General features: G+C 55.1%; 12 protein-coding genes and 2 pseudogenes. All 14 read right to left on the minus strand.

The window, feature by feature from the left end; all coding sequences use genetic code 11:
• Positions 1–6: 6 nt before the first annotated feature.
• Positions 7–1,281, minus strand: a complete 1,275-nt coding sequence (locus AWJ19_RS32610) for a Zn-dependent hydrolase (RefSeq protein WP_241781550.1) — start codon at positions 1,279–1,281, stop codon at positions 7–9.
• A pseudogene (hutI, locus tag AWJ19_RS32615) lies at positions 1,278–2,554 on the minus strand (imidazolonepropionase). Before hutI ends, AWJ19_RS32610 begins: the two are co-directional and overlap by 4 nt.
• Positions 2,541–4,231, minus strand: a pseudogene (gene hutU / locus AWJ19_RS32620) (urocanate hydratase). Before hutU ends, hutI begins: the two co-directional pseudogenes overlap by 14 nt.
• A gap of 46 nt (positions 4,232–4,277) precedes the next feature.
• On the minus strand, positions 4,278–5,831 hold the full coding sequence (gene hutH, locus AWJ19_RS32625; RefSeq protein WP_068720760.1) for a histidine ammonia-lyase: 1,554 nt from the start codon (positions 5,829–5,831) through the stop codon (positions 4,278–4,280).
• Between the two features lie 220 nt (positions 5,832–6,051).
• The gene (locus AWJ19_RS32630) at positions 6,052–7,737 is read right to left on the minus strand and encodes an ATP-binding protein (RefSeq protein ID WP_068720758.1); all 1,686 of its coding nucleotides are present in this window, start codon (positions 7,735–7,737) and stop codon (positions 6,052–6,054) included.
• Between the two features lie 21 nt (positions 7,738–7,758).
• Entirely contained in the window at positions 7,759–8,796 is a 1,038-nt protein-coding gene (locus tag AWJ19_RS32635; RefSeq protein ID WP_241781549.1) for a cobalamin-dependent protein, read from the minus strand.
• A gap of 264 nt (positions 8,797–9,060) precedes the next feature.
• The gene (gene msrA, locus AWJ19_RS32640; RefSeq protein WP_068720754.1) at positions 9,061–10,056 is read right to left on the minus strand and encodes a peptide-methionine (S)-S-oxide reductase MsrA; all 996 of its coding nucleotides are present in this window, start codon (positions 10,054–10,056) and stop codon (positions 9,061–9,063) included.
• Positions 10,057–10,142: 86 nt separating this feature from the next.
• Positions 10,143–12,689, minus strand: a complete 2,547-nt coding sequence (locus AWJ19_RS32645; protein ID WP_068720752.1) for a diguanylate cyclase — start codon at positions 12,687–12,689, stop codon at positions 10,143–10,145.
• Positions 12,690–12,734: 45 nt separating this feature from the next.
• Positions 12,735–13,340 (minus strand): biliverdin-producing heme oxygenase, encoded by a 606-nt coding sequence (locus AWJ19_RS32650; RefSeq protein ID WP_082707634.1) that lies wholly within the window; start codon positions 13,338–13,340, stop codon positions 12,735–12,737.
• Between the two features lie 258 nt (positions 13,341–13,598).
• Entirely contained in the window at positions 13,599–13,931 is a 333-nt protein-coding gene (locus AWJ19_RS32655; RefSeq protein WP_068720751.1) for a hypothetical protein, read from the minus strand.
• Entirely contained in the window at positions 13,918–14,094 is a 177-nt protein-coding gene (locus tag AWJ19_RS35535) for a hypothetical protein (RefSeq protein WP_157889913.1), read from the minus strand. Before AWJ19_RS35535 ends, AWJ19_RS32655 begins: the two co-directional genes overlap by 14 nt.
• Positions 14,091–14,357 carry a hypothetical protein gene (locus AWJ19_RS32660; RefSeq protein ID WP_068720749.1) on the minus strand — a complete coding sequence of 89 codons (267 nt, stop codon included), beginning with the start codon at positions 14,355–14,357 and terminating at the stop codon, positions 14,091–14,093. Before AWJ19_RS32660 ends, AWJ19_RS35535 begins: the two co-directional genes overlap by 4 nt.
• A gap of 248 nt (positions 14,358–14,605) precedes the next feature.
• Positions 14,606–16,237: a chaperonin GroEL gene (groL, locus tag AWJ19_RS32665; RefSeq protein ID WP_068720747.1), complete on the minus strand. Its 1,632-nt coding sequence runs from the start codon at positions 16,235–16,237 to the stop codon at positions 14,606–14,608.
• A gap of 87 nt (positions 16,238–16,324) precedes the next feature.
• On the minus strand, positions 16,325–16,606 hold the full coding sequence (gene groES / locus AWJ19_RS32670; RefSeq protein ID WP_068720745.1) for a co-chaperone GroES: 282 nt from the start codon (positions 16,604–16,606) through the stop codon (positions 16,325–16,327).
• Positions 16,607–16,876: the final 270 nt, after the last annotated feature.

The raw sequence follows: 16,876 nt of genomic DNA on the forward strand, positions 1-16,876 counted from the left end.
TGCCTGTTATGGGCTCAGTTCAACATCCAGCGCCAGAATGGACTGCAGCAGCACATTTCCGGCCTGTTCAATATCCTCTATCCGGCTTTCTTCTTCAGGACAGTGGCTTTTTCCGCCCAGACTGGGCACAAACAGCATGCCGGCGCTGGTCAGAGACGCCATGTGCGCGGCATCATGACCGGCCATGCTGCCCAGCGGATAGGTCTTGATGCCAAGCCTGCCGGCCTGGGCGGCAAGCAGCCGGATCAGCAGCGGGGCCATCGGCTGGGACGGCTGATCCAGGATAAGCCGCCGCTCCAGCGACAGCCCCCGGCGCTTTGCAATAGATGCAGCCTGCACACCCCAGGCTTCCATTACCCAGCGCTTCTGCTCCTGCTGCGCTGCTCTGACTTCCAGATGAAAAACAGTCTGCCCCGGGATAATGTTCGCGGCGTTCGGCTCATTGCTGATCCGGCCGACGGTGCCCACCACTTCATCCGCCGGATGCTCGCGGCAGAGCTGCTCAAAGGCAAGCATGATTTCGGACGCGCCCATCAGCGCATCCTTCCGGTCCTCCATCAGAGTGGTTCCCGCATGATTGGCTTCTCCCGAGACCGTTACCTCCTCCCGGTAAATACCGGTTATAGCGGTCACAATTCCGACCGGGACAGCCCGGTCCAGCAGCCGTTTACCCTGCTCGATATGAACTTCAAGGAATGCTGCCAGCTCCTCCGGACTGCGCCGGGCCCGTTCAAAACGTCCGGGGTTCCCTCCGGCAAGCCGCAGCGCCTCAGTCAGCAGCTGCCCCTGCCCGTTGCGCACATCTGTGAGATCGTCCCGGCTGAGCTTGCCGGTAACTGCACGGCTGCCGAAGGTGGACAGCCCAAAGGGATTCGGCTCTTCGGCGCTGAAGGACACAAGCTCCAGCGGATGCCGGGTAACGGCGTTGTGATCCGCCAGCACCTGCATCACCTCCAGTGCCAGCAGCACACCAAGCGCACCGTCATATTTGCCTCCGTTCGGCACGGTATCAATATGGGAGCCAAAAGCAATGACAGGAAGCGCATCCTCTGATCCGCTGCGCCGCCCCCAGATATTGGCCGCCTCATCCACCCTAACCTCCAGCTGCAGCCGGAACAGCTGATCCTCCAGCCATTCGCGGGCAGCGAGTTCAGCCGCGGTGAACGTCGTCCGGTCCAGGCCTCCCGTAGCTTCATTCAACCCGAACCGGGCCAGCGCTTCGATATTCTTTTGCAGCCTGGCCGCATTGATCCGCAGTTCCTTCACCTGCATCCCGCTCATGCCGTCACCCTCTTTCCGTCACGGATAACAATCCTGCCTTTTTTGAGCACCGTATCCGTTAAATTTACCGCGTAGTGATATTGCAGGTATTGATAATTGGGCGCATCGAAAATGACCAGATCGCCTGCTTGCCGGCCTCAATGTTGCCGATATCCGCAGCACGGTCAATCGCATGAGCCGCATTAAGGGTACAGGCCGTCAGCACCTCAGCCGGGGTCATTTTCATCGTTAAGCAGGCCAGATTCATAATAAAAGGCAGCGATTCCGTCGGCGAGGAGCCCGGATTGCGGTCCGTTGACAAGGCGACCGGCACACCGGCGTCAATCATCGAACGCGCATCGGCCGGCGGAGCCATCAGGAAAAAGGCGGTGCCCGGCAGCAGCACGGCGATTACTCCCTTAAGGGCCATCCGGCGGATGCCTTCGGCTGAAGCATGCAGCAGATGGTCGGCGGAGACAGCACCCAGCTCAGCGGCCAGCTCCGCTCCTCCTCCGGATACAAGCTCGTCAGCGTGCAGCTTCGGTTTCAGCCCCCAGCGTTTGCCCGCCATCAGGATTTCACGGGACTGCTCCACGGTGAAGACCCCTTCCTCGCAGAACACATCGCAGTATTCCGCCAGCCCTGCCCGGGCCACAGCCGGAATCATCTCCTCGATCACCGTCCGGACAAAAGCATCCGCATTCCCTTTATACTCCGGCGGAACCGCATGCGCTCCCATAAAGGTGGACACCAGCTCTACCGGGTGCACCGCATTCAGTCTACGGGCCACTCTAAGCTGCTTGAGCTCATCGGCCAGCCGCAGCCCGTAGCCGCTCTTTGCTTCAACCGTCGTCACCCCGTGGGCCAGAAACCGGTCCAGCCGCCGCTCCGCTTCGGCCATCAGCTGCTCCTCAGAGGCTTCGCGGGTACGCTCCGTTGTAGAGAGGATTCCGCCTCCGGCCTGCAGGATATCCAGATATTTAGCCCCTTGAAGCCGGAGCGTGAGCTCGAATTCCCGCGAGCCGGCGAACACCAGATGGGTATGCGGATCAATGAGGCCCGGGGTCACCGTCTTCCCGGCAGCAGACAGCACCGTGACCGGCTTTCCCCCGGAGTGCAGCTCCACATACCGCCTGGCCTCCCCGCTGCTGCCCACGAAGACAAACCTCCCGTCCTCAATGACTATCCCCCCGTCCTCAATCAGACCGAGCTCTGCCATCTCCCTGCCAATCTTGGGCTTCATGCCTGCCCCGCCCAGCGTGGCAATCTGCGCTGCCCCATCAATGTGGATCATTCCGCTGCTCCTCCCCCGGCTCCAGCATGGGCATGCGGATGCCATGGGCTCTGGCGGTTTCGGCGGCCAGCGGATAGCCGGCATCTGCATGCCGGACCACGCCCATACCCGGATCTGCCGTCAGCACCCGCTCAAGACGCGCCTCTGCCTCCTTCGTGCCGTCTGCGACAACCACCATCCCGGCATGCTGCGAATAGCCCATCCCCACTCCGCCCCCGTGATGGATCGACACCCAGCCGGCTCCTGCGGCCGTATTGACCAGCGCATTCAGCAGCGGCCAGTCGGAGACGGCATCGCTGCCGTCCAGCATGCGCTCCGTCTCCCGGTTAGGTGAGGCCACGGAGCCGGCGTCCAGATGATCCCGGCCGATGACCACCGGAGCGGACAGCTCCCCGGAAGCAACCATATCGTTAAGGATCCTGCCGAACGCGGCCCGCTCGCCGTAGCCGAGCCAGCAGATCCGGGCAGGCAGGCCCTGGAAGGCTATTTTTTGCCCGGCTAAAGTAATCCAGCGCTGAAGGCCTTCATTTCCGGGAAAAGCCCGGAGAATCGCAGCATCCGTTTTATAGATGTCCTCCGGATCACCCGACAAGGCTGCCCAGCGGAACGGCCCTTTCCCTTCGCAGAACTGCGGACGAATATAGGCGGGAACAAATCCGGGAAAATCAAAAGCCCGGCTGACGCCCTGATCGTATGCCGCCTGCCGGATATTGTTGCCGTAGTCAAAGGTGACAGCCCCTTTGCCCTGCAGCTCAAGCATCGCCTCAACATGCCGGGCAATGCTGCCGCGGGCAAGGGCAATGTACGCCTGCGGGTCGCTGCCGCGCAGCTGCCTTGCAGTTTCGGCAGTGAAGCCGGCCGGCACATAGCCGTTCAGCGGATCATGCGCTGACGTCTGATCGGTCAGCACATGCGGCACAAAGCCGCCGGCCGCTATTTCCGGCAGCAGCTCCGCCGCATTGCCCAGCAGGCCGATGGAGAGCGGAGCGCCTGCGCTGCGGCCGCCTCAGCCATAGCCAGCGCTTCTTCCAGCGTCTCTGCTACAGCATCACAGTACCCGGACTGAATCCGCTTCGCGATCCGTGTCCGGTCTACTTCGATACCGATGAACACACCGCCGTTCATGGTCACGGCAAGCGGCTGGGCGCCGCCCATGCCCCCGAGGCCGCTGCTAAGCGTGATCGTCCCCCTTAGTGTGCCGCCGAAATGCTGTCTGGCGCATTCGGCGAAGGTCTCATAGGTGCCCTGCACGATACCCTGCGTGCCGATATAGATCCAGCTGCCGGCGGTCATCTGCCCGTACATGATCAGGCCCTTGCGGTCCAGCTCGTGAAAGCTCTCCCAGGTTGCCCATGCCGGAACCAGATTGGCGTTCGCCAGCAGGACGCGCGGGGCATCCGGATGGGTGCGGAATACCGCCACCGGCTTGCCGGACTGGATCAGCAGGGTCTCGTCGTTCTCCAGCGTCTTCAGCGACCGGACAATCGCGTCGTAAGCCTCCCAGCTGCGGGCTGCTTTACCGGTGCCGCCATAGACAATCAGCTGCTGCGGATGCTCCGCCACGTCGGGGTCGAGATTGTTCATCAGCATCCGCAGTGCTGCTTCCTGCGTCCAGCCTTTGGTATGCAGCGTGCTTCCTCTGGGGGCGCGGCAGATTCTCTCCTCATTACGGCTCATACGGCTGCTCTCCCTCCGTTCCTTATTCCTTCGGTGTTCCCCGGATTTACTCCACACAGGAGTCAAAGGTCACCTTGGCAAACAGTCCGGCCAGCACACCGGGCTGTTTCATCCACTGCGCAACCGTAGCAAAATCGCCGGATAGCACACGGTCCTCCTTCACCGGGGCCGCCAGCTCCCGGCAGCGGTCATACAGCCACTTCGTACCCCGTCCAAGCTGCTGCGGACCGCGGTAATCAAGGGCCTGGGCCGCGCACAGCAGCTCAATTGCCAGCACGGTATAGGCATTATCAACAATTTGGCTTGCCTTACGGGCAGCGATAGTGCCCATACTGACATGATCCTCCTGATTGCCCGAGGAGGGAATGGAGTCCACACTGGCCGGATGGGCTAGTGCTTTGTTCTCCGACACAAGCGCAGCGGCTGTGTACTGGGCGATCATGAAGCCGGACTGCAGTCCACCGTTCTCCGTCAGGAACGGGGGCAGCCCTTCATTCAGCTGCGGATTAACCAGCCGCTCGATCCTCCGCTCGGCAATGCTGGCCAGCTCCGCCGCACAGACGGCCAGATGGTCCATCGGCAGCGCGACAGGCTGGCCGTGGAAATTCCCGCCGGAAATGACCCGCGCAAGTTCGGTAAAGATGAGCGGATTATCCGTGGCCGAGTTCATCTCGGTGGTCAGCTTCCCGGCGATATACGCCAGCGCATCCCGGCTCGCCCCGTGTACCTGCGGCGCACAGCGCAGGGAATAGGCATCCTGCACCCGCTTCTCGCCCTGATTGGTCATCAGCGTGCTGCCAGCCGTCAGGTGCCGGATGTTGCCGGCTGACTGCTGCTGCCCTTTATGCGGCCGGACAGCATGGGCCGCCGGGTCAAAGGCGTCCCGCACTGCCAGCAGCGCCTCACAGGCCAGCGCTGCCGTGCAGTCCGCCCAGTCGGCCAGGTTCATGGCATCCCAGCAGGCCAGTGCGCCGACCGCCGTCATGACCTGCGTCCCGTTAATCAGGGCCAGCCCCTCCTTGGCCTCGAGCACGATAGGCGCAAGCCCGGCCTGCGCCAGCGCCTCTGCCCCCGGCAGGCGTGTGCCCTGAACATACGCTTCGCCCTCGCCGATCAGAACCAGCGCCATATGCGACAGCGGGGCCAGGTCACCGCTGGCGCCAAGCGAGCCTTTTTCCGGAATGACCGGGATGACGCCCCGGTTCAGCATATCAGCCATCAGCCGGATAACCTCCGGGCGGATCCCGGAATAGCCGAGGGACAAGGCGTTAATCCGCAGCAGCAGGATGGCCCGGACCGTCTCCTCCGTAAGCGGCGCTCCGGTTCCGCAGCTGTGGCTGCGGATTAGATTAAGCTGCAGCAGCTGCGTATCCTCCGGGGAGATGTACGTGTCGCTGAACTTGCCAAAGCCTGTGGTCAGGCCATACACCACCTGTTTCTCCAGCAGCAGCTTCTCCACATACCTTCGGGTCTGCTCCACCTTGCGGCAGCTCTCCTCTCCAAGCTCCACAGGATGGTGATAACGTGCAACTCTGACGACTTCCGCAATTGTCAGCGAATGGCCCTGAACAACTACTGCGGTACTGTTTTTTTCCGGCACGGGCGTCACCTGCTTCTGCGTATTAGAAAAAGCCCATACCTAGCAAGAGGTACCGGCTTCCATCTGATTCTGATCCTTGCGGCATGCGTTCATCGATGCTCCTGGCCATGAAAATGCCCTATTATATCCTATTCTTCCGCAGCCCGGATATGATCGCCGCCAGCAAAAAGAGCAGAAGTTCCCGGTAACCGGTACCTTCTGCTCCCTGCAGCCGCATGCTCTACAGCAGCTTATCCAGCTCCCTGCAGGCTTCTTCATATGCAGGCGCAAGCTTCGGCAGCTGCCGTACAGCGAGCTCGAATTCCCCTGCTCCGGCATGGCGTTCCACCGCCGCACACAGATGGGCGAAATACTGCACCCCGATGCTCAGGCTGCCTGATTTCAGGCTGTGGGCCGCTGCCGACATTTCCGCCAGATCGCGTCTGGACGCTGCATCCTCCAGGGCAGCCACCCGCTGCGGAGTATCTTTCTTGAAAATCCCGATCAGCATACGCAGCAGCTCAGGCTCGTCTTCCTCGTCCATCTCCCGGATGCCGGACAGGGTCTCCTCCTGCAGGACGGGAATATAAGGCTTCATGCTGTACCATTTAACCAGCAGCTTGCTCAGCGTCTGCAGATTCAGCGGCTTAACCGTCCAGTCATCGAGTCCTGCCTCAATAAATTGCGCGCGGCTCTCCTCGCCTTCATCCCCGGTCACGCCGATGATCGGAACCCGCACCCTCGACCCGGAAGCCTCCAGCCGGCGGATGGTCCGGACCGCCTCCTCACCGTTCATGGTCGGAAGCCTGCTGTCCATCAGAATCAGCCCGTATTCCTGCCGCTGCCAGGCGTCCACTGCCTCTTTGCCGTTGCCGACCAGGTGGACATCCGTCACCCCCAGCTTCTGCAGCTGCCGCAGCAGCACTGCACTGTTCAGTCCGTTATCCTCGGCGACCAGCACCGGCAGTATGCTGAAGCCGCTCACCGGCAAGTCTGCCCCGCCAGCCGGAGTCGGCTCCGGAAGGACGGTCGGTTTGTCCAGCGGAAGCTCAAACCGGAAAACCGAGCCGGCTCCTGGCACACTCTCCGCCATAATGATTCCGTCCATCAGCTCTACCATGGACTTGCAGATGGACAGCCCAAGTCCCGTTCCCTCGGCAGACAGCTCCGCGTCTTGGCCTACCTGTGAATACGGCCGGAACAGGGAGCCCACATCCTCAGGTGATATGCCAACACCCTCGTCCCTTACTTCAAAGCATAAACGCTGGCGTGCTGCTTCCTCAGAGACCAGACTCACTGTAACTTCTACTTTACCGTTCTGCGTAAACTTCACCGCATTGCCTAGCAGATTAATCAGCACCTGCATGATTTTGGGGGAATCTCCCTCCAGCTGATCCGTAACCCCGTCCAAAATTTGATAGGATAAGCTATTTTCCCGCTTTGCCGCTGCAGGAGAGAGCAGCCGTAACGCATGCTCAACCAGCTTCCGTATGCTGAAGGGTACTCTGCTGATTTCCATTTTCCCGGCTTCAATTTTGGAGTAATCCAGCAGATTCCGGATCATCTGAAGCAGATATTGTGCCGACTCCCGGATCACCTGCAGGTGATTCTGCTGTTCTTCCGTAACGTCCTCTGCCTCCAGCAGCTCGGTTAAGCCGAGAATTCCGTTCATCGGTGTACGGATTTCATGGCTGACAGTAGCCACAAACAGGCTTTTGGCCCTGTTGGCTGCTTCCGCTTCCTCCTTGAGCGCTTTAAGCTCTGCATTATTTTTGGCCAGCAGCCGGTGCATCGTAATGAGTTCGTTATTCATGGCGGAAAACTCGGCCAAAGCCTGCTCTTCCCTATGCTTGCCTGCAATTAACTGTTCTGACAGATTTTCAATCGTGTCCCTCAGAACACCGATTTGCTGCTCACTGCCGTTCATTTTAGTACCTCGCCTTCTGTATCAGTTCTTCTGGCTCCAGGTACCCGGAACAAGCTGTGCTGCGATGTCGAGCGCGCTCCCGGCATCGGGGGCGTAACCGTCTGCGCCGACCTTTTTCCACAAATCCCTGTCTATATTAAACGGCATTCCGCCGACCATGATTTTGAGGTCGTCAAGCTCAGCATGACTACGGATCATTTGAATCAGGCGGACGACCTCAGACACATGAAAGGTCATTGTAACCGAAACAGCCAGCAGATCGGCAGGCTGCTCCTTCAGGTAACGTATCAGGCTTTCAGCAGGCATGTTGGAGCCCAGGTAGAAGGTATTCCAGCCCTTCATTTCAAAAAAGTCTGTCAGCATCCGCAGACCGATTTCATGCAGCTCTTCACCAACACCGACTGCAACCAGCCTCTTGCGGCCGTTCTGCGCCTGAATCCAGCGGGGGTACAGCTGCGAGATAATGCTCTGGGTGCAGGCTGTACAGTAATGCTCCTGGGCGACCGTAATTTGCCCCAGCTGCCAGAGCCGTCCGATTTCGTATTGGCTCTGCTGGAAGATATGCAGGTAAAGATCCTGGACTGCCATGCCGTCATCATACAGCTTCATTATAAATTCCGCAGCCTGGCGCCGTTCTCCGTCCAGCAGAAGCCTGAGGTATTGCTCCGCCTCCCGGAAATAGGGCTGATCCGGCTGCAGAAACGAAGGCACACTCTCTTCCCCGCGCATATGATACATACCCATATCCAGGTAGCTCAGGATCAGCTCTCTGTCCGGCGGCTCTACCTTGACGGTGATTGCATCCTTCATCAGTTCCAGATTGATCCGCAGATCCTCAGCCGTAATCTTATACTGCATGAGCAGTACTTTAAGCCAAATAATATAGTTAATGAACAAGAGCGGGCTTTCCAGCGACACGCTTTGTGCAAGATAACGAAGATGGTATAAGGAATCCTGCCTGGTCCGGGCTATTCCGGAAGGACCAAAGCGCTGCCTTAATTCAGGCTGGCGTTCATATTGACGCAAGGTAACTTCTTCTGCAAGCTGCTCGGCTATCATTTTAAGGCGCTCTCCTGCATTTTGCTGATTAGAATACATTGAGTCACTCCTTCAGTATACGCATTAAAAAATAATGCTTATCTCCTATTATACCTTATTTGGCAAGTCTACCGGAAAAACCGCAGCATTTGTCATATTTTAAAGCACAGCCTGACAATCTATTTAACTTTTGAGAGAAAGCAAAAAGAAACCTGATCTCTTAGTAGAGAATCAGGTTTCCTTGAGAATAGGATGTGCTGGTGTCTGGCAGCTTCAGGCGGGTGATTATCCCCGGGCGGCATCCCCTGAAGCAAACAGCCCCAGGTATCGCTCCAGCCCGTGCGCCGCAAGCTCTTCCCTGGGGACAAAGCGCAGCGCAGCTGAATTGACCCGGTAATGCAGCTTCGCAGGCTCCGGGCCGTCATACAGCAGCTGGCCGAGATAGGCTCCGCTTAACCTGCTCCGCAGCACAGTCCGCGCTGTCCCGCCGCTTAAGTCTGCCTCACGGCGGATCAGCCCCGGCTCAAGCGGTGCGGCAAAGGACGGCCAGCCGGTGCCGGAATCGAATTTATCCAGCGAGCTGAACAGCGGATCTCCATTCAGCACATCAATATAAATGCCTTCACGGTATTCATCCCAATAGGCGTTGTCATATGCAGGCTCTGTACCCTTGTTCCGGACAACCCCATATTGCAGGGCCGTCAGCCGGGCACGCAGCCGTTCCCGGTCTTCGCCCCTCTGCCAGTGCCGCTCCAGGTAATCATCACGGCCCGAGCCCTTGAGATACAGCTTGTAATCCAGCGGATGCGTCTTATAGTAATCCTGATGCTCAGCTTCAGCCGGGTAGAACGGTGCCGCAGGCAGAATCTCTGTTACAACCGGTCCTTTGAACCGTTTTTCTGCCTGAAGTGCAGCCTTCGAAGCCTCCGCCGCTGCCCGCTGCTCCTCACTGTGGACAAAGATGGCGGTCCTGTAGGAATGCCCGCGGTCCATGAACTGGCCGCCGCGGTCTGTCGGATCAATCAGCTGCCAATAAATATCCAGCAGACGCCGGTACGGAAACAGCTCCGGATCAAAGGTAATCTGCACCGCCTCGATATGGCCTGTCGTCTCTGTCCCGACCTCGGCATAAGTCGGATTCTCGGTATGCCCGCCTGTATAGCCCGACACTACCGAGATGATTCCCGGCAGCTCGTCAAACGGCTTGACCATACACCAGAAGCAGCCGCCGGCAAAGGTGGCGAGCTCCAGCCGCTGCCCGGCCTGCTGTAATTCATCCATCCGGTCTGCCTCCTGTTGTTCAGATTTGTTATAACCATGAAAACCCCGCTAACCATATACGGTTAACAGGGCCTGTCTGGCAGGGCTTACAGATAAACCACCTGATTTTTCCCTGCTTTTTTGGCTTGCGCCAACGCTTTTTCCGCCTGGCGGATCAGCTTGGCATGGCTTCGCTGCAGCGTCGGTATCATGCAGGAGACACCGATGCTGACGGTAAGCGAATTGCCGGCCGGCTGCAGGTCAGCCGGTATTTGAACAGCCAATACGGCTTGCCGGATATTCTCGGCCAGTTCGACCGTTACATCCCGGGGAATTCCTGTCAAATACAAAGCGAAGGTCCCCCCGCTATACCGGGCAATAAAGGCGCTGTACTCCGTACTTAGTGCACTGAGCACATCTGCGACCCACTGCAGGCACAGATCGCCTCCCTGAAAGCCCTGGATGGTATTGTACAGTTTGAAATTGTCGATATCCAGCATCATCAGGCAAATGGACCGCTCAATCTTCACACACTGTTCCCACTCATGATACAAGGATTTCTCGAAAAATTGCCGGTTGGAAATTTCGGTCAGCGGGTCCATGTTCATATAGTTCTGCAGCTGGTCCGCTAAATCCGTAAAACCTTCTTCACGGCTTTTGCCCTCTGCCCGGTCTCTGACGATGATCCAATAGGAGACAGTCTCATCAAATTGGACCTGCACAGCTGTTAATTCAACATTCAGCTCCGTCCCGTCTAATGCGGTGAGCGTCTCGTTCATCGTTGACATCTGCTCCGCGGAATGCTCAAGACGCGCCAGCTCCGAGAGCAGCCTTGTTCCTTCATTCTCATGTTTAAACAGCTCATCAAGCGGCTTGTCTATGATTTCAGTGTTAGAGTCTGCGCGGAACATCCCCGCCGCCCGGTCATTGCAGTATACAATTTTGCAGCCGGTCACCGTAAAGAAGGCTGCAGAGGATATATCCATAAGCTGTAAGTATCTTTTTTCGTTTTCTTTGATAATGCGCTTGTTGAGCATCGCTTTCTCTTCAGCCTCATGCAGCTGCTGTTCGGTCCTTTTGAGCAGTACACTGTTAAAGTCCGGTATGACGCGGATTTCAAGCTCACGCCAGGGCAATGAAGTTGATTCTAACACCTGTCTCCATTTTTCAAACGATTTACGGGGGGACAGCCGCAGGCCGTCGTTCTCTTGGATGACCGCTTTTGCCGGATCTCCAGCCCACTCAACGACCTGAACCACCTCCGGACGGAACCAGATGATATAGTCAGTCTGTTCCGAAGACAAGGCTGTATACATGACACCTGAAGCAAGATGCTTGTATACTTCAGCAGGCCTATACTCCCGGCTGAGGTTCGAAGTGTGATACATGTTGTCTTTAGATTGCTTTGACAGCCAGCAGGCCAGATCCTCCACCTCACTGCGGCCGGGTACAGCTCCAAAAAGAGCCAATTCACCCTGATAACATACAGCGGCACCGCCAGCCTTCATGACATCCAGCAATGCCGTTTCTTCTTTTGCCAGCTGCTCCATGACACTCGAAGCCGTTGTGCTACCTATGAATATACCGGACAGCCGGTTGATTCGGGTCTTTAGCTCCACTTCCTCCTGATAATTGTCAAGCTGCAGACGCTGATACAGCTCGCTGGAGAAAAATACACCCAGGAAGTTACACAGATTGCGGATTCTGTGCGGAACATATTTTACAGAATTATGATGGCATGTAACCAGTCCCCAGAGCTGTCCGTCATGAATCAGCGAAATGGTCATCGTAGCCTGAACACCCATATTCTGAAGGTACTCAATATGCATCGGCGACACACTGCGCAGCGTAGACAGGCTGAGATTGAGCGGCAGGTCAGTCCGGGGATTAAGCACAGGAAGAATAGGTACAGGCTTGTAGCCGACATCGACAATCAGCCTCAGCCAGTTCCGCAAATACAGCTCCCTTGCCTGCCTTGGAATATCGGAAGCAGGATAATGATGGCCCAGGTACGGCTCCAGCCCCTTTTTTTTCGCCTCCGCAATGACTTTTCCATTCCAGCTGCTGTCAAACTCATATATCATGACCCTGTCGTATCCCAGAATGAGCCTCAGCTGTTCGGCCGTTACCTGGCTAGCCTCCACTCTGCTCTTTGTTTGCTTCAAAATGTTAAAAAAACTTTGAATCCATTGAAAATCATTCTGCTCCGTGTCCGCTTCGTCATAGCCAGGCTCCAGCTCAACGATCAGCGTGTCCTCACTATCATGCATTATGGCAAAAAAGGGGCTTTTTCCATTGGGAGTATACACGTTAACCTGCATATAGTTTAGTACAGGCGAAACGGAACGGTTCCGGTAGGTTTGAATCATATTGTCCAGCTCCTGCTCCGGAATGAGCTCCTTCAGACTTTTCCCCACAATATTAGTATGCTCTATTCCCAGCAGCTCTCCGGTATTGGTACTGCTCTGAATAATAGTAAGTGTATCTGATGCTATAGCCAGCAGTACCCCATGCGGCTGAATACTGCCCGGAATATGAATGGGTTCCTTCTCACAGTTCGTTAAATCGAGCGGTTCATTAAGAATCTCCCCTTCAGCTGCAAGAAGGGTGCGATTCAGCAGTTCTTTGTTGTTTGTTTTACCCGCTTCAGTCATCCAATCACTCCTTATGTGGTGCATCCATTAGTGCTTATAATCTGCCTATGACTCTCCCGGCTCAGCAAACCATTGATCAAGATAATAGAAGGTATCCTTGGCTGCCTCAATCATCTCTGCCTCAGCTTCGACACTGTCTCCCGCGCTCTCCAGTTCATTACAGAACGCTTTCCAGCGCTCGCGGGTTTGCTCACCGTAACTGTTAAAATAGTTGCCGTTAACAGCCGGATCAATCGGCAGATAACCTGAAAGCATACGGATGATCATCTGCCCGCCGAGCGTTGAACCTTCCAGGACATACAGGCAGCCCAGCGCTTTCACATGCGTAGACAAATCAGGCAGCCGGGTGCACAGCGGCAGTCCAGCTATCCTCTCCTCGCTTAGTCCCAGTGCGGACAGATCCCGCTCCAGCCAAAAGCGCTTATTACCCGCTGACTCCGCGAGCACACCTTCACCGGCCTCTAACCTCTCCCTTAGCCGCTCCTCCACCGGCTTCACGAATCCATAGAATTTCATAAGATATAATTCATATTTACCCATAGTCAGGCTATTATTCATTATGGATTTGGCATATTCATTGTTTTCAATGTTCCGATGCATCGGGGCTGTTTCTTCTTTCAATCGCTTAAGAATAGCGGATGGTTTATGCAAAGTACGGTCTCCTTTAGATTGTCTAGTAGCCAGCTTCTTGAAACGCTAGTAACTTAACGGAATTAATAAAGCAAATTTTATATGAATGTACGGTAATGGTATCTTATAGATACCCGCGAACAAAAGCAAGCTTTGGTTAATAAGAAGCCTCTGCGTTTAGTAAATAATAACTCCCGGATATGTACCGCCCATGTGCTGATTCAACAGAAAAGCAGCGGACCTCCTCTTCCCGGGAGAGCCGCTGCAGGGTGATCGCGCCTATTTATCCTGCTCGTTAATGTCCCACAGATCCTTGTGCGTCAGTCCGGCAAACAGAAGCAGGATCAGCGTCAGAATCATCACCAGCTCTCTGATTGTATTGGATAGGCTGTCCACATTATAACCAAAAACAATGTTCAGCCGCCCCCACAACAGGTTAAGGCACAGCAGTGAAACCATGAAATACGTCATCCATACACTCCGGAGATAGAGGTTATACGTCCGGTTCGGGCCTTTTCCGATAAAAAATGTACGGTACCGCAGCACATAAGCGGCAAACACAATAAAAACAGCTACTTCCAGAGTAATAATAATCAAATCAACGATGGCCATGTAAATCATCTCCTCTCTTGCCCAGGCCGTTACGGTGCAGATCTAACAGGCTTTCAAGATCATTCATTTCATAGGCCTCCCGGATTCTGCCCAGGTTCTCAATTTCTCGCTTTACAGAGCTGGGCTTGACTTCGTTTTTCTTAAAAATATCGAGGAGCTTCACTTGTTGACGACCTCCTCACCATTAGATTTATCGGCTCTCGCTCGTTCCAGGGCCTCTCTTTCAATTAAAAGCTTGACCAGGGAACGGTTGTATTCATTCAGCTGCTTCTCGTTCTCCTCATCACGTTTCTGGTAATTCTGAATGACCTTCTCTTTGCCTGCCATCTGCCGGATAGCCCAAATTAAAGCAACTGATAAAAGGACATTTAGCACGACTGAACCGTTATTGTTGGCAAACAGGCCAGTCAATGCATTCAAATCCATCCATATCACCCCGTTTATTGTGGTCTGGTTTTGCTGGTTATCAGGGCTGTTTATAACCGGGTGAACCTGTCCATCCCCAGGCTGCGCCCATAACTAAAACGCGGCTGCCGCAGGATCAACTGCTATACTCTATTCTTTCGGTGCTAGATTGGTTTGGGTAATCCAGTATCAATAAAATAAAGCCGGACAAACAAAAAAAACCTTGAGAAGCCTGTAAACAGGCCTCTCAAGGTTTACGGTAAATCGTCTTACATCATGCCGCCCATTCCGCCCATGCCGCCCATGTCTGGCATGCCGCCGCCTTTTTCAGGCTCTGGCTTGTCAGCGATGACAGCTTCGGTGGTCAGGAACATAGCCGCTACGGATGCAGCGTTCTGCAGCGCGGAGCGTGTTACCTTCGCAGGGTCAACGATTCCGGCTTCGAACATGTTCACCCATTCGCCGGTAGCTGCGTTGTAGCCTACGCCAACTTTTTCTTTCTTCAGACGGTCCACGATAACGGAACCTTCTTCGCCGGCATTTGCAGCGATTGTACGGATCGGCTCTTCCAGAGCGCGCAGAACGATGTTTACGCCGGTTTTTTCGTCGCCGGATACATCTACTGCTGCTACTGCATTATATACGTTCACAAGAGCTGTACCACCACCGGATACGATACCTTCTTCAACCGCAGCGCGGGTTGCGTTCAGGGCGTCTTCGATGCGCAGCTTGCGCTCTTTCAGTTCAGTTTCAGTTGCTGCGCCGACTTTGACTACGGCTACGCCGCCAGCCAGTTTAGCCAGACGCTCCTGCAGCTTCTCTTTGTCGAACTCGGAAGTGGTTTCTTCCAGTTGGGCACGGATCTGGCTTACGCGGGCATTGATATCCGCTTTGTCGCCGCTGCCGTCTACGATTGTAGTGTTTTCTTTGGTTACGCGCACTTGACGTGCGTTACCCAGCTGATCAATGGAAGTGCTCTTCAGGTCAAGACCGAGCTTCTCAGTGATCACTTGGCCACCTGTCAGGGCAGCGATATCCTGCAGCATAGCTTCACGGCGGTCGCCGAAGCCAGGAGCTTTAACAGCTACAGCGTTGAAGGTTCCGCGCAGTTTGTTCACGATCAGCATAGCCTGTGCTTCGCCTTCGATATCTTCAGCGATGATCACGAGCGGACGGGCCTGCTGTACGATCTTCTCAAGCAGCGGCAGGATTTCCTGTGTGCTGCTGATCTTCTTATCAGTGATCAGGATGTACGGGTTGTCCAGAACAGCTTCCATTTTGTCCGTATCAGTAATCATGTACGGGGAAATGTAGCCGCGGTCGAACTGCATACCTTCAACCACTTCAAGCTCAGTCAGGAAGCCGCGGGATTCTTCAACGGTGATAACGCCGTCTTTGCCCACTTTTTCCATAGCTTCAGCAATCAGCTGGCCTACTTCGTCATCAGCAGCGGAGATAGCTGCTACTTGAGCGATAGCCTGGGAATCTTCGATTGGCTTAGCGATGTTCTGAAGTTCAGCAACAGCCGCTTTAACCGCTTTGTCGATCCCTTTGCGGATAACCATCGGGTTAGCGCCTGCAGTTACGTTCTTCAGACCTTCGCGGATCATGGCCTGAGCCAGAACTGTTGCAGTTGTAGTACCGTCACCGGCTACATCGTTAGTCTTGGTAGCTACTTCTTTAACGAGCTGTGCGCCCATGTTCTCGAAAGCATCTTCCAGTTCGATTTCTTTGGCAATGGTAACACCGTCATTAGTGATCAGCGGGCTGCCGAATTTCTTCTCAAGTACCACGTTACGGCCTTTAGGACCCAGTGTAACTTTTACTGCGTTAGCCAGAGCATCAACCCCGCGGAGCATCGAGCGGCGGGCGTCTTCACTGAATTTAATTTCTTTTGCCATTAGTGTTAACCTCCTAGAAATTGTTGTAAGTGTTTAAAATCTTCTGAAGCTTAAGTATATTTACCGCTATCCTTATAAAGGATCTTCTTAGTCAAGAATCGCGTGAATGTCGCTTTCTTTCATAATCAAATATTCTTTGCCTTCGTATTTGATTTCGGTTCCGGCATATTTCGAGAAGATCACGCGGTCGCCTTCTTTAACTTCCAGCGGTACACGCACTCCGTCTTTCAGAGCTCCGCTACCTACTGCGATAATTTTGCCTTCCTGCGGTTTCTCTTTGGAAGAGTCCGGAAGCACGATACCGAAAGAAGTGGTTTCCTGCTGCTCGCTTGCTTCTACCAATACGCGTTCACCTAATGGTCTGATCATGAAAAATAGCCTCCTTTGAAATTATGTGGTTTAGCTTGAAAACAAAATTGGAATACAAGAATCTGCCCGGGACAATACCGGTTCGGCACACCTGCTGCCTGCCGTTTCCGTAATATCCGGCAGCGTTAGCACTCAACCTTCTTCAGTGCTAACAACAATTTTTATGATACTCAACTTGAAGACGGATTTCAAGTCCTTTTACGTAAAATCAGATCCTGAATGCGGAAAAATATGGCTGAACGGGTTGTCCTTGCGCACACTCACATACAT

It is taken from the genome of Paenibacillus sp. DMB5 (genome assembly GCF_001517085.1).
Lineage (GTDB): Bacteria > Bacillota > Bacilli > Paenibacillales > Paenibacillaceae > Paenibacillus_AQ.

Excerpts from the sequence above, each read along its gene's own strand:
- groL (WP_068720747.1), bottom strand. The coding sequence starts at position 16,237 with ATGGCAAAAGAAATTAAATTCAGTGAAGACGCCCGCCGCTCGATGCTC.
- AWJ19_RS32645 (WP_068720752.1), bottom strand. The coding sequence starts at position 12,689 with ATGACTGAAGCGGGTAAAACAAACAACAAAGAACTGCTGAATCGCACC.
- AWJ19_RS32610 (WP_241781550.1), bottom strand. The coding sequence starts at position 1,281 with ATGAGCGGGATGCAGGTGAAGGAACTGCGGATCAATGCGGCCAGGCTG.
- AWJ19_RS32655 (WP_068720751.1), bottom strand. The coding sequence starts at position 13,931 with ATGGCCATCGTTGATTTGATTATTATTACTCTGGAAGTAGCTGTTTTT.
- msrA (WP_068720754.1), bottom strand. The coding sequence starts at position 10,056 with ATGGATGAATTACAGCAGGCCGGGCAGCGGCTGGAGCTCGCCACCTTT.
- AWJ19_RS32635 (WP_241781549.1), bottom strand. The coding sequence starts at position 8,796 with ATGATAGCCGAGCAGCTTGCAGAAGAAGTTACCTTGCGTCAATATGAA.
- groES (WP_068720745.1), bottom strand. The coding sequence starts at position 16,606 with ATGATCAGACCATTAGGTGAACGCGTATTGGTAGAAGCAAGCGAGCAG.
- AWJ19_RS32660 (WP_068720749.1), bottom strand. The coding sequence starts at position 14,357 with ATGGATTTGAATGCATTGACTGGCCTGTTTGCCAACAATAACGGTTCA.
- AWJ19_RS32630 (WP_068720758.1), bottom strand. The coding sequence starts at position 7,737 with ATGAACGGCAGTGAGCAGCAAATCGGTGTTCTGAGGGACACGATTGAA.